This window comes from Acrocarpospora macrocephala (assembly GCF_009687865.1).
Taxonomy (GTDB): Bacteria; Actinomycetota; Actinomycetes; order Streptosporangiales; family Streptosporangiaceae; genus Acrocarpospora; species Acrocarpospora macrocephala.
In genome coordinates, this window is sequence record NZ_BLAE01000058.1 from 59,882 (window position 1) to 72,530 (window position 12,649).

10 protein-coding genes are annotated in these 12,649 nt (G+C 66.8%); 3 read left to right on the forward strand and 7 right to left on the reverse strand.

Annotation, left to right across the window (positions count from 1 at the left end):
• Positions 1–49: 49 nt before the first annotated feature.
• The 3 genes from Amac_RS39670 to Amac_RS39680 form a co-directional block, all read right to left on the reverse strand.
• Positions 50–781 carry an NYN domain-containing protein gene (locus tag Amac_RS39670; protein WP_155359576.1) on the reverse strand — a complete coding sequence of 244 codons (732 nt, stop codon included), beginning with the start codon at positions 779–781 and terminating at the stop codon, positions 50–52.
• A 120-nt stretch (positions 782–901) separates the two neighbouring features.
• A complete protein-coding gene (locus Amac_RS39675) occupies positions 902–2,749 on the reverse strand; it encodes a tetratricopeptide repeat protein (protein WP_155359577.1) in 1,848 nt (615 codons plus the stop codon).
• Positions 2,746–3,624 (reverse strand): SIR2 family NAD-dependent protein deacylase, encoded by an 879-nt coding sequence (locus tag Amac_RS39680; protein WP_170322896.1) that lies wholly within the window; start codon positions 3,622–3,624, stop codon positions 2,746–2,748. The genes Amac_RS39675 and Amac_RS39680 overlap by 4 nt, the downstream gene beginning before the upstream one ends.
• Positions 3,625–3,907: 283 nt before the next feature.
• Here Amac_RS39680 and fxsT point away from each other — a divergent pair, with 283 nt between their 5' ends.
• Complete coding sequence (gene fxsT, locus Amac_RS39685; protein ID WP_155359579.1) at positions 3,908–6,451, forward strand: FxSxx-COOH system tetratricopeptide repeat protein; 2,544 nt, start codon at positions 3,908–3,910, stop codon at positions 6,449–6,451.
• Here the strand turns inward: fxsT and Amac_RS39690 are convergent.
• Both Amac_RS39690 and Amac_RS39695 read right to left on the reverse strand, forming a co-directional pair.
• The gene (locus Amac_RS39690) at positions 6,420–7,472 is read right to left on the reverse strand and encodes an aKG-HExxH-type peptide beta-hydroxylase (RefSeq protein ID WP_155359580.1); all 1,053 of its coding nucleotides are present in this window, start codon (positions 7,470–7,472) and stop codon (positions 6,420–6,422) included. The genes fxsT and Amac_RS39690 overlap by 32 nt on opposite strands.
• Complete coding sequence (locus Amac_RS39695) at positions 7,469–7,636, reverse strand: hypothetical protein (protein ID WP_155359581.1); 168 nt, start codon at positions 7,634–7,636, stop codon at positions 7,469–7,471. Before Amac_RS39695 ends, Amac_RS39690 begins: the two co-directional genes overlap by 4 nt.
• Positions 7,637–7,941: 305 nt before the next feature.
• On the opposite strand from Amac_RS39695, the gene Amac_RS39700 reads away from it, so the two are divergent.
• Together Amac_RS39700 and Amac_RS39705 are read left to right on the forward strand one after the other, a co-directional pair.
• Entirely contained in the window at positions 7,942–8,682 is a 741-nt protein-coding gene (locus Amac_RS39700; protein WP_155359582.1) for a hypothetical protein, read from the forward strand.
• Positions 8,683–8,770: 88 nt separating this feature from the next.
• Positions 8,771–9,709, forward strand: coding sequence for a GNAT family N-acetyltransferase (locus Amac_RS39705; RefSeq protein ID WP_155359583.1), 939 nt, complete (start codon positions 8,771–8,773; stop codon positions 9,707–9,709).
• 135 nt (positions 9,710–9,844) lie between these two features.
• Here the strand turns inward: Amac_RS39705 and Amac_RS39710 are convergent, their stop codons facing one another.
• Entirely contained in the window at positions 9,845–10,960 is a 1,116-nt protein-coding gene (locus tag Amac_RS39710; protein ID WP_155359584.1) for an ARPP-2 domain-containing protein, read from the reverse strand.
• Complete coding sequence (locus Amac_RS39715) at positions 10,957–12,123, reverse strand: hypothetical protein (protein ID WP_246269012.1); 1,167 nt, start codon at positions 12,121–12,123, stop codon at positions 10,957–10,959. The genes Amac_RS39710 and Amac_RS39715 overlap by 4 nt, the downstream gene beginning before the upstream one ends.
• Between the last annotated feature and the right edge of the window lie 526 nt (positions 12,124–12,649).

Genomic DNA, 12,649 nt, shown 5'->3' on the forward strand with positions numbered 1-12,649 from the left:
TGTGCTTTCAGCCTATCAGGTGAGCCCGGAAACATACGGCCAATCGTCGTCACCAGCCCGGCGGCCGGGTGTAGGCACCGACGATCGCGGAGAGTTGGCACTTCATGAGATCCCCCACGGTCAGTTGGTACCACCAGTGTCGTCCCACACCATCGGAAGCCTGTCCACGCAACGCGCCCGCGAGGTAGTTTCCGCTGGGGTTGACTACTCCGACGGGGACCCGCTGACGAGCCTGTTCGATGGGAAAACGCAGATCACTGTCGTTGGAGAAGACAACCGCAGCATCGATGACGCCGGTAAAGACGTCGAGCAGGAGATGTGAGGCCACGTTCACGTCGGAGCCCTTCTCCTCGCGGTAGGCGTACGAGATCATGAAGCTAGCGTCCGGCACGGGAGCACCGGAGGAGTCGCAGACTTGTACCGGCCAGGCGGAGCGCGCGAGCACAGGTCGACCCGTTCGATCCCGTAGAGCCAGCGGCGCATACTTCACTCGGGAGACGTAGTAGCCGAACTCGATGTGATCAACGCTGCCGCTGGCTCGCAGGGCATTGAGGTAGACGCTCTGGTCACGCTGGCCATCTGGATTCTCCGCTCCATCGATACGGGCGGTGCAGTACACGATCCGCTCGACGTGTCCGCCATGCCAATTGGTCCGCCGGGCGACCAGATCGGCCGCCAGCGTACGAAGATCGAGCCAGCGCCAGCCTGGCGTGCCCCGCCCACACAAACCCCGAGCCCCGTAATAGAGGTTGTAACCGTCCACGTAGATTCCGACCCGCATGTGGGCGACCGTACCCGAACCGCCTACTTTCCGTAGTCGAATCTAGACAAGATGTCAGCTCCCTGAGGGAATGGTCGAGTGGTGCCTTCCTATGCGGAGCCTCACCCGGGAATACCCCTATCAGCGGATTCGGGCTGCCCTTTCCTGGACGCGCGGACTATCTGGGGCGAGGCGCTGGGCCAGTTCAATGGCGGTCCGTGCCTCGTCAGCGCGGTCCAGTTCCATCAGTGCGATGGCACGGGCCGAATGTACGTCAGCCTCGTCCTCGGATTCGAGGGTGTGGCCGAGTGCCTGGTCGAGATCGAGGAGTGCGCGGTCGTAGAGCCGTAGGTCTACTCTGACCTGGCCGCGGCCGGCCAGGGCTCGGCCGGTGGAGCGGCCGGTGGCCAATGCTTGGGTGAAGAAGGCTTCGGCGTCGGCGGGGGAGCCCAGGTTCCATAGGGCCTGGGCGTAGCCGAGGAGCGCCTCGGCGTCTGCGCGGTTGCGTTCCACCGCCTGCCGGTACAGGTCGGCTGCGGCCTGATGGTCTCCGCTGGTGGCCAGCACGCTCGCCAGGGCGGACATCGATTTCGCAGTGGACACCTGATCGGCCAGGGACTCGAAGCCGTTGAGCGCCTCCCGGAAGCTCTCTCCGGCGGTTCGCAGATCGCCTTCGATCAAGGCGATCTCGCCGTGCAGCGCCATCGCCTGGGCTTGCCTGCGGGTGTCGCCGTCGGCCGCGAACCGGGACGCCGCGACGGACGCCAGCCGCCGGGCCCCGGGAAAATCGCCGGCGCCGAAGGCGCTCTCGGCCGCGTCGGCGAAATCCGCCGGGCGGATCTCCTCGGGCTCGGCGGGGCGCGGGACCGCGAACCAGGCGGCGTTGGACTGGCGGACCGCGTCGATCATCAGATCCTGGCTGAGCTGATACCAGGTGCTCCGCAGGCGGGAGCGTGCCGTCAGCACGTGCCGTTCGGCCAGGGCGTCGGCGAGGGCGTTCGGCATGTCCGCGGTGCTGGCCAGGCCGCGGAGTTTGGTGCCGCGGGTGCCGTACTCGGTGATGAAGGCGGACTCGATCCACCGTCGCACGCCGTCCTCGGAGATCCCGGTCTCCAGCGCGGCCGCGCGCACGGCCCGCTCGTAGAAGCGTGCGATCGCGTGGCGCACGTCGAGCGTGGCGGCCTGGTCGGGGTCTTCCCAGAGCTCGGAACAGACGATCTGCAGGTGCAACGGCTCGACCAGCGGCGTGGTGATGGTGGCGGTGTTGCCGAGCAGGTCGGTGTAGGTGCTGGCGCGCAGCCGGTCGATGATCTCGCGTACGGTCTCCGGCGCCCATTCGTGGGACGTGCCCCTGGTCGGGCCCTGAATGGCTTCGCTCGCCGCCGGTTCGTCGAGCGCGTCCAGCCGCCGGTACGTGAAGGGCATCCGGAACAGGCTCTCGCAGGCCGTCACCGAAGCCAGGTGATCGTCTCGGACCAGCAGCAGCAGGTTGAGCGCGGGAATCGCGCGAAGCGCGTCGGCCAGCTGGCTCAGCAGGCCGGTGCGCTCGGCCAGCCTGGTGGGGAAGGCGGCGAAGACCTCCTCGAACTGGTCGATCGCTCCGAGTAGTCGGCCGGCGGGTCCCAGGCCGCCCGCCCGGTCGGCGAGGAACTCCGAGACCGTGCTGCCGGGCCGGGGCAGCACGCCACCGGCCCAGTCGCTCAGCACGGTGTAGACGTAGCCGTTGTGCGGCGGCGCGGCCAGCGGGCGGGCCGGTAGCGAGACCCGGCTGGGTGGCAGCGCGACCACCTGGAGTTCCTGCTCCATCGGCGGCAGCACACCGGCATTGAGCAGCGACGTCTTCCCCACCGCCGCGGAACCGTGCAGGACGGTCACCCGATCGGCCAGCCAATCGAACTGCACGCTGCGCGCCTCCGCCTCGCGCCCGAAAAAGAGCCGGGCTTCCGACCGGAGGAACGGACGGGGACCGACGTACGGTGAACCGTTCATCTCTCCTCCGCGAGCCGCTCTTCGAGTTTGGTGGTGAATTGCTCCAGCGACATCCAGAAGATCTGGATCTGCTGGCGTCCCAGCCGCCGTTCCAGATAGTCGCGGACGCTGGCTTTCCGCCGGATCGCCGGATCCAGTTGCAGGCACACATGCGTGCTGCGCTGGCCGTCGTGCAGGCCGAGCATGACCGACTTGAACAGCGTCCAGAATGTGCTGTCCCGCAGGCTGTAGCCGACGAACAGCAAGGGAGCCCGACGCAGCCGGGCCCGCACGTACGACGGAATGATCGAGGAACGGTCGTCGGCGGGGGTCAGCCCTTTGCGCATGCCGTCTCGGACATGCTTGACATGGAAGTCGATGTAGTCGTCTTCGGTCAGCACCATCGAATGCGGAATGGTGTAGCGGCCATGGATGTGGAAAACCAAAGGCTGCTGACTCGTGGGTTCGCGCTCGGGAAGCGGCGGCCGGCGCTCGTCGTCATCGTCCACCCCGGAGGAGTACCACGGACTCACGTTCCAGGATGGGCTTTTCCCATTACGCCGAAGCGCTTCCACCATGAATCCGTCATAATTGGTGGTCAGATAAAGCGGCAGGTCACAACGGGCCAGCAGGTGGTGGATATCCAGCTGATCCGTGGTCAACGCGGCCTGCGCGAAAACGGTCCTGGCCAGCTCGCGCTTGAGACGGTTCGCGTCATGCTGGAACTCCATCACCACCGCGTACTGCATCACCCCGGCCAGATTATCCACATCCGGGTACGGGTACCGGATGCGTTCCGCCCAATCCTTGGCCAGTGCCGTACCGGTGGGAAGTCCTTGGCTCACGCCCGCGCCGAGAAAGGGGACACACACTTTGTCGGCTACGGAGTCGACCAAATTACGCCAGTCCCTTTCGCTACGTCCGCCCAGGGATCTTGTATGGCCCACGCCCCGCACCGTCCCGCCCGCCCCGTTATCCCGAATAATAGTCGTAGATATCGGCATATTGGGCGTTGCGTCAACAGCGCTGAAGTCAACCATCTCGCTCCGATGCCGTGCCTGGCCAGAGAGAACGTGTGTCCGCGGATACCATTGAAGCTTGGCGCAGCGAGTCGTTCAATGCGCCCAAAAAGCCGATTGCCGGACATATCAGACAGTCTGAATAAACAAGGCGGTTCGCGTGACGCACGCTACGTCCGAAGATGGGGCGAAAGCCCACTTCACGGCATGGAGCAAGGAGATTCCATTCCGTAATCATCATTTCACCGGACGTGTCGCGGAGATGGAGCGGCTCCGCAGCGGACTGTTCCGGGAAAGCGCGGCGGTGATCGACCAGCCCCCTCAGGCGCTGTTCGGCCTTGGCGGGGTGGGCAAGACCGAAATCGCCGCGGAGTACGCGCATCGGTACCGGACCGACTACGAGCTCGTCTGGTGGATCCGGGCCGAGCAAGAGATGGCCGTGGTGAACGCGCTGATCGCGCTCGGCCGGCGGATGGGGCTGCCCGGGTTCCGGGCGGAGGAACGCGACTCGTCCGCACGCCTGGTGATCGAGGCGCTGGAGAACGGCAAGCCGTACCAGCACTGGCTTCTCATCTTCGACAACGCCAACAACGCGGGAATGATCTCGGACTACATCCCGCGCGGGCGCGGCCACGTGATCATCACGTCGCGGGACTCGCACTGGCGCAAGACGCTGGGCGTGGCCGGCATCGAGGTGGGGGAATTCTCCCCGGCGGAGACGCTGGAGTTCCTGGTCAAGCGGGTGCCCTCGTTCAGCCAGAACGCGGCGGTGGCCACGGAGCTCGCCAACGAGCTGGGCCATCTCCCCCTCGCCGCGGAACATGCCGCGGCTTACATGATCGAGACCGGCACCTCGCCCACCGAATACCTCTCCCGGCTCCGCGAGAACGCCCACGAGCTGCTGGCCAGCGAGGTGGACATCCCGTATCCGCTCGCGGTCGCCGCCACCTGGGGCGTCTCCCGGCAGGCCATCTCCGCCGAGGCGGACGACCTCTTCCAGCTGCTGTCCTTCTTCGCGCCAGAGCCGGTGGCCGAGGAGCTCCTCTTCCAGCCGTCCCGCCTCCGCGAACTCTCGCTGGACCTGGGACGCGCGATCAGGAACATCACCGAGTTCCGCACGGCCGTCCGCCAGCTAGCGCGTTTCTCGCTGGTGAAGATCGACGGCGTGCTCAACGTGGTGCAGATGCACCGTGTGGTGCAGGCGGTCACCCGAGGGCGATTGCAGCGGGAACAACCCGAGCTGGCGCAGACCCTGGCGCACGCCGTACACGCGCTGCTCGCCGCCTCGGACCCGGGCGCCCCCGGCCGGGACGACAGCGACCCGCTGTACGAGCGCTCACGCGCGCACCTGGTGTCCGCGGGCGCGCTCGACTGCCCCGACTCCGAGGTCAGGCAGCTCATCATCAACCAGGTACGGCGCCTGCACCGGCGCGGCGGCTTCTCCGAGAGCCTGACTCTCGGCGAGCGCGCCCTGGAAACCTGGAAGGGGCTGTTCGGGCGAGACGATCGGCAAACCCTGGCGCTCGCCATCGAAGTGGGCATCGCGACCCGCCTTAACGGTCAGTGGGAACGGGCGTACGACCTCAACTCCGACACTCTTCACCGTCTCAAGGCCTTCGGCGAGGACGACCAGATCTACCTGCTGTGCGCGCTCAGCCACGGCGTCGACCTCTGCGTCCTGGGTCGTTACCAGGAAGCCCTGGACAATGACCTGGCCCTGCTGCCCCGCTTCGAGCGGGTGTTCCGGCCGGAGCACGAGTCCACCATCCGGGTGCGCAACAACATCGCGGTCAGCCTGCGCTGCCTGGGCCGTTTCGCGGAAGCCATGGAACACGATCTGGAGGCCCTGCGGTTCCGGGAAGGCACGCTCGGGCCGAACGAGGACCAGACCCTCACCTCACGTTTCGCCGTGGCCCGCAACCTGCGCCGGATGGGCCGTTACGATGACGCGCTCGACATGATTCGCGAGGTGGACGCGCTCCTGGTGCAACTTGCGGCTCCCTGGGACGCGCTGCGCGTATTCACCGCACTCGACCTGGCCGTCTCCCTGCGCCGGTCCGGTTTCTTCCAGCAGGCCGCCGCGCAGGCGGAGGAGGCCCTGCAAAAGCAGACGGCGTCGGCCGGACCGGAGCACCGCATGACGCTCCTGGTGGCCACCAATGTGATCAACGACCGGCGGCTCACCGACAATCTGGCGGGCGCGGAGGAACTCGGCGAGCAGACGGTGGCCGGATGGGTCAAGGCCGCCGGGGACCGGCACCCCAACACCTTCGCCGCCAGGGCCAACCTCGCCATCGTCTTGCGCGCCCGCGGCAACCTGCGTGGCGCGCGGGAGCTGAACGAGCATGCGCTCGCCGGATTCCGGGAGCATTTCGGGGACGAGCATCCCAGCACGCTCGTGGTCATGCTCAACCTGGCCAGCGATCTGGCGGGCGTCGGCGAAGTACGGCGCGCCCGCGAGCTGGGGGAAGCCGCGTACCAGGGCAGCGGGCGGGTTCGCGGCGAACGGCATCCCTGCACGCTGGCGTCAGGCGCCAACCTCTCGGTCGACCGGCTGGCCGACGGCGACCCGGAAGGAGCGGCGGAGCTCCGCGAATTCGTGCTCCAGGCCTACCGCGACGCGCGTTTCACCGAACATCCAGAGGCGCGCCTGGCCCTCCAGCAAGGGCGGATCAACCTCGATATCGAACCGATGATGAACTGAGGACGCGCCGGCTCGCCAGTTCCGTCTCCGCCCGCTGCCGGGCCCAGCCCGGCACGGCCTCCGCGAGCAGCGGGAAGATCCTCCCCCCGACGGCCTCGGCCAGCGCTCGCCCGGCGGGGGTGAGCGCGCCGGAGTCCAGGAGCATGGTGAGCGCCTGCGCGGTGGCCTGCCGCCACAGGGCGTAGGCCGCCACGTTGGCGTTCGCGTCGGCGGTGGGCCCGTCCCGCCATTCGGCCCGATGGAACTCGCAGATCGCGGCATGCGCGTAGATCCCCTGCAGGGTCGCGGCCGCGTTCCTCGGGTCGTCACGCCAAGGCACGGCGAAACGGGCTGGGTGATCCGGTTCGGTGAGCGCGACGATCTCCTGAGTCGCGGCCAGGACGTGGTGCTGGAGTTCATGGCTGAAGGCGGCCGCCAGTTGGGCGGAACCGATCGGCGGCGACAGTGCCACCGCGCCGAAAGCCGCGCCCGAGGTGCCGCTGAACGCGTCCGCTGGAGCGGGCGAGTTGACCGGCACGATGGTGGTGATGAGCTCGGTGAGTGACGCGGCCGTACGGCCGTGCCGGGCGGCGAGCAATTGGAGCGCCTCGCGGCACAGCGCCGCCCACCGCGCACGCGTCATCGTCTCGGCGATGTCAAAGCCGAAATGGCTGCGTAACGGCTCCCCTGTGTCCAGCCTGAATCCGCCGGATGCCCGCCGGCCGAGCGCCGCCACGAGCACCTCGGGATCGCCCCGGCCCTCGGCCCGGAGCGTGTCCTCCGCCCATGCGCCCACCTGCGGAGACACCAGCACCGCCAGCCCTCGATCGGCACGCTGTTCCAACTCCTGCCACAATGCGCCGATCATGCGACCGGTGGCACTGGCCGGGCCGGACAAACGACGAATTACTTCGAGGAGAGCGATATTTCTACTCGCGATCGCCCTTTTGAGGCTGGTGATGAGCGGACCCGGCAGAACACCCGAGCCGATGATCGCCAATTCGGCGGCCGACAGCGAGTGCCGAACCAAGCCGTCGGTCATTGATCGCCATAACCGGGTTCGGGACAGTCCGACTTGTTCCATCGATGCCCCGCCGGTCCCGTCGCCAGATGCCGCGCCAGCGACTCACGCAGCACTTCATCCGCTACCTCAACCACCTGAGCAAACGGCATCCGGCTAAGATCGACGAGCTTGGATTCGCCCATGGAACCCCCTGCGGCCATGTGGTATCCCCTTCTCGCGGTCGCAGTCCACCCCCGAAAAGCACTCCACCCCATTCCAACCGCGCCTGGAAAGAGGCACAACCGGGCGCATCAACGTATGCCCTGATGGTGTCATCGCCCCACCAAATCGTCCATAGAGCTCATATTTGGCGCGATTTCACCCACCCGTCTCATGCCGGTACGGCAGAAGCCGATCATCCTCCCCAGGGCTCACCGACGAAGTCCTCAGATGAAGATGAGTACAACAGCGGTGTCGCCAGCAGGCACCCTAAAAGATCATTGTTCCCATGAAATGGTGGATTTTCCTTGTATCGCTGGCTTTTGCGATCTTTGCCGCTTGGCTGACCTTCCATACCGGGGTCGCCCCCAGCACCCTGCTCGCCGTGCTGGTCGGCGCCATCAGCCTGATCTGGCTGCTCGTCTTGTTGACCGTGCCGTGGAACCTCTACTTTTCCGCCCGAAGTGTGATCCATGAGGCCCACCTGTCCCGAGAGCGTGGCATCGAGGTCCCCCAGGCGCGCGAGGACGAGGCACGCGAGATCGCCCGCCGGATGCTCCGGTTCGCCGTGGCCGGGCACATCGTCTCCGCCGCTGTCATCGCGGTGATCACGTTCTTCTCCGGCGCCCAGGTCGGCTACTACTTCGCGGGCTTCTACCTGCTGGCCACCGCCTTCCGCCCCGCCGGGTCGTACATGTCCCACCTACGGGAACGGGTCAGCACCCTGATGCAGGAGCTGCACTACCCCCGCGAGGACGTCGCCACGCTCCGCGCCCAGATCGCCGACCTCACCGAGGCACGCACCAAACTCGACGAGACGGTCCGTGACCTCGACGAGAAACTCAACCAGACCCGAGCGGAGCTGACCGCCCTCCGGGTCACCACGGAAACCGGCGACCACGACCTGAACCGCCGCATCACCCAGATGACCCGCCGCTTCGACGAAACCGTCGACGGCCTGAGCGACAACCAGGAGCTGATCACCGGCCTGAAGGCATTCCTCCGCCTCGTCCGCTCCAACCCCACCTGACAAACAGCACGCAGTGTGCATGGGCGTCCACGCTAGTAGGTCGTAAACCAATGGCATTGATTCCTACGCCCCTGGTAGCTTCCGGCCCATGGTTCTGCCTGCCGGGTACGGCTTCCGCGCGCCAACGCTGGACGATCTCGATGCGGTAGCGGATGTGCTCATCGCCGATGATCCTGGTGAGATCGAGCAGAGCATTCTGGGCGCCGGTTTCGTGAAAGAAGAGTGGAACCGGGTGGGTTTCAACCTGGCGACCGACGCATGGATAGTTCTCGATAGCGCTGGAACGGTTGTCGGCTACGCGCACGCCATGCTCGGAGAACCCGGTGTCGTCAGATCGTGGGGGGCCGTCCACCCCACGCACCGGGGGCGGGGCATCGGTGCGTCGCTATTGAACAAGATCGAGGAACGAGCTCGCGAACTGCTGGCCGAACTCCCTTCCGGCCGGTTCCGCCACTCGATCAACGCCACAGACCACGCCGCCGCGGCGCTGCTCCAGACCCGAGGCCTCCGGCCGGTCCGCCACTTCTGGTACATGCGAATCAACCTGACCGAACCAATCGAGCCAGGCCCAGCACCAGAGGGAATCGAAATCACCGGGATCAACCCCTCAGACGATCTCATCGCCATCCACGCCGTCCTGCAAGGGGCATTCGCCGCAGACTGGGGCTACCAGCCAGAACCATTCGATCTATGGGCCGAGGAAGCAGTAAGCAGCCCCAGCTACGACCCATCTCTCTGGCTCGTGGCATCCGACAATGGGCAACCCGTCGGCGCCCTCACCGCACATATCGACGGCAACCGCGGCTGGGTGACCGAGGTCGGCGTCCTGCCATCCCACCGAGGACGCGGAATCGCGGCTCACCTCCTCCGCCTCTCATTCGCCACATTCGCCCACCGCCACCTCCACGACGCAATGCTGAATGTCGATTCGGAGAACCCCACAGGAGCACTCGCACTCTACGAACGTGCGGGCATGCAGATCGCCTGGCGCTGGGACTTATGGGAGCGCTCAATCTCCCCGGCGTGACGTTCCCCTGCTCACTCACCAGGACGAACATCTACCGGGCCGGCGCCACTGACTCGCTCAGCATGACCGACGAGGACCAAGGCTCAGCACGGTGCGACAGCGGCAACCCGTGACCCGCGGCACAACAGGGGGCTGTCACCGTCTGGCCTTGCGGTAGGCATCCATGATGTCCTGCCGCAGCAGGTGCCCGAAGCCCGCCCGCTCCAGGCGCAACCCGAGCCCGGCCACGTCGGTGCCGAGCGCCTCCGCCGTACTGGGCAGATGCCAGTCGTGCTCGGCAAGCTGGTCGAGCAGGTACCCGCGTCGGCTCTGCGCCTCGGACAGCCGGAAGGTCTTCAGATACGCCAGCCGCCCCTCGTCGTCCGTGATCGTCTCGCTGAGGTGGTTCTCCCGCTGCCGCTCGAAGGACGGCAGCCACCGCCGCAGCGTGTACCGCCCGAGCCGGTACACCACCTGCCCCCGTTCCGCAGAGGTCAGCAGTCCCTCCGTCATGACCGAATCATGAAACTCGGCCCACTCCCGTTCCCGCCGCACGGCCTGAGCCCGCAGGTCGGCCAGCGAGGACACCGTGGTCGCGTCGATCGTCGCGATGAAGTCCCTGGCGGGATAGAAGAGCGCGTACTCGTAGATCAGCTCGCCGTACAAGTCGCGGATCAGCGTGGGATGCAGGGCCTGGTAGTCCTCCGGATGCGGCACGACGAACGCGCTGGCCAGCGTGTCCGCGACATAGAGCAGCAGACCGCACTGCCCCGGATAGAACTCGAACACGCGCAGCGCGTCGTCGAGGTCCTGGATGTCCGCGCCGCTGTAGGCGGCCTCGATCCGGGGCGAGAGGCCATGCGAAAGCGCCTGATGTGTCCACTCCTCCCAGGCGATCGAAGGACCGCCGAAATGCAGCGCGAGATAACCCTCCAGCGCGAGGTGCAGAGGCAGGAAACGCAGCCGGTCCTTGTCCACCCGCCGCGCCATGCGCCGCCGGGTCCGGATGCCGATGTGCCGCAAAGGCTGCCCCAACTGGGTGCCATACGCTGCCGCCGGCGTGCCGTCCTCGGTCCAGGACGCGACGAAGGCATGTGGAATGTAGGAGATATAGGACGTCTTGTCCGGCAGGGCGACCAGGGACGGCTCGTCGCCGTAGATCTTGGCGTGGAGCCGCAGGTCCCTGATGGGCTCCGGCCGTACAAGCGGCACCAGCCGCACCGCACCCCAGGTCTGCGCGGGCCGGGTCTCCAGCCCGCCGAAGTCGATCATCGCCGTGCCGCCCGATCCGCCAGATACGCCTTCAATTCGGCCAGCCCCGTACGGCCCTCCGCGAACGAGGCCAATTCCACCAGAGCAGGCAGATCCTCCGCGTCGCGAATCCCCGCAGTCGGCACCATCGGCGACAACCGCCGCACCTCGAACCGCTCCGCGTCATAGACCGGGTTCAGATGCACGATGCTGACCTCCTTCCCCGGATCGAGCTTGCGCCGCCAGACCCGCAGCACCTCCGCGGCCAGTCCTGGCGGCGCGTTGTCCCACCCGTCCGAGATGATGACGAGCCGCTCCGGCCTCAACTCCAGGGCGTCGATGATCCGCTGCCCCAGCCCCGTCGGCCCCACCGGCCGCGCCCGCAGCGGATCGGACCGGCCCGAGAGCCACAATGCCTGGTAGTTCCCGGCCAGCGCCCCCAGCAGGTAGTGGCAGCCCAGCGCGACCGCCAGCGGCCGCCGCCGCTTCACCGGCGATCCGTAGGAGGAGAAACTGTCATCCAGAACCGCGACGACATCCCCCCACGTCCCCGCGTTCGCCCCTGCCGCTCGAGCCGCTGACGCCCGCAGCGCCGCCTCGATGTCGGCTCCCCGCTTCGCCGCCGGCAGCGCCAGCGCGTAGGAGGCCAGCCTGACCAGCGGCATGGCAGCCAGATCAGCCTGCGTGTCCACACCCTTCCGCCGCGCCGACTCCGTCAGCCGCAACCGCTCCAGCCGGGTCAGCCGAGGCGTGATCCGCTCCAGGAAAACCGCACGACTGATCCCCCGCCGGGCCGCGAAACCCTCCGCCACCGTGTACGGCAGTTCGTACAACGCCGCGTTCTCGTAGTGAGCCCGCCGCCACACCTCAAGGATCTCGGTCTCGAACCGGGCCCTCCGCCGAGGTGCGAACAGAAAATCCCCCAGTTCCCCCTCCAGCCGCAGATGCGCATGGCGCACCGCTGCCTTCACCCCCGCCCGATACTTGACCGCATCGAACGCGAGATCCGCCCGCCCGCCCAGCCAGTCCCGCACGATCGCCCGGGTCCGCCGGTTGTTGACCCCATCCCGCCGCAACTCCTGAAAGAGCCGATAAACCCGGCCCGGCCGCATCCGCCCCAACCGCCAGGCGACCAGCCCACCGTCAACCGGCCCCCGCTCCCGCAGCACGTTACGAATGATCATCGCCGCATTGTGGTCATTGATATCCAAGGCCAGCATCGCCGCGTACACATCCGGATAATTCCCCTGCACATATTCGTGCAGAAACCCCAACGATAACCGCTGCTCCGCCCCCGTCCCGCGAAACTCCCGCTGCCCCGTCGCCGCAATCGCCGCATTAGCGAAAAGAAGCACATCCTCGCACTCGATCAGGTCAGCGTAGCTCTCCATCAACCATCCCCTGGTAGCGCCCGACCGGCCGGGGAATGATGGCACGAACTGCGAAGCATCGCTTCAGAGGCGGTTTCCGGAAGTCACACCGAAGTCCCACGGCCGGTCTACCCCAAAACGCTACCAACACCCCAAACCCCACGCCATCCAATAACAACCCACCCCCAGCACGCGGTTGTCGTGGTTGAGCATTGGCTTCGTACGAATTGGCTGAGGTCTGCTGGTGTAGAACTTCCTTTGCGGCAAGCAACCTCAGGGGACGTAGGAGACTGTGCCCCCCGCACGAAACGCCAGCCACCAACCGGTGGTTCTCCCACCC

What these genes read in the sequence shown, in the direction of transcription:
- Amac_RS39670 (WP_155359576.1), bottom strand. Translation starts at nt 781, where the DNA reads ATGCGGGTCGGAATCTACGTGGACGGTTACAACCTCTATTACGGGGCT.
- Amac_RS39675 (WP_155359577.1), bottom strand. Translation starts at nt 2,749, where the DNA reads ATGAACGGTTCACCGTACGTCGGTCCCCGTCCGTTCCTCCGGTCGGAA.
- Amac_RS39690 (WP_155359580.1), bottom strand. Translation starts at nt 7,472, where the DNA reads ATGACCGACGGCTTGGTTCGGCACTCGCTGTCGGCCGCCGAATTGGCG.
- Amac_RS39695 (WP_155359581.1), bottom strand. Translation starts at nt 7,636, where the DNA reads ATGGGCGAATCCAAGCTCGTCGATCTTAGCCGGATGCCGTTTGCTCAG.
- Amac_RS39700 (WP_155359582.1), top strand. Translation starts at nt 7,942, where the DNA reads ATGAAATGGTGGATTTTCCTTGTATCGCTGGCTTTTGCGATCTTTGCC.
- Amac_RS39705 (WP_155359583.1), top strand. Translation starts at nt 8,771, where the DNA reads ATGGTTCTGCCTGCCGGGTACGGCTTCCGCGCGCCAACGCTGGACGAT.
- Amac_RS39710 (WP_155359584.1), bottom strand. Translation starts at nt 10,960, where the DNA reads ATGATCGACTTCGGCGGGCTGGAGACCCGGCCCGCGCAGACCTGGGGT.
- Amac_RS39715 (WP_246269012.1), bottom strand. Translation starts at nt 12,123, where the DNA reads ATGATCATTCGTAACGTGCTGCGGGAGCGGGGGCCGGTTGACGGTGGG.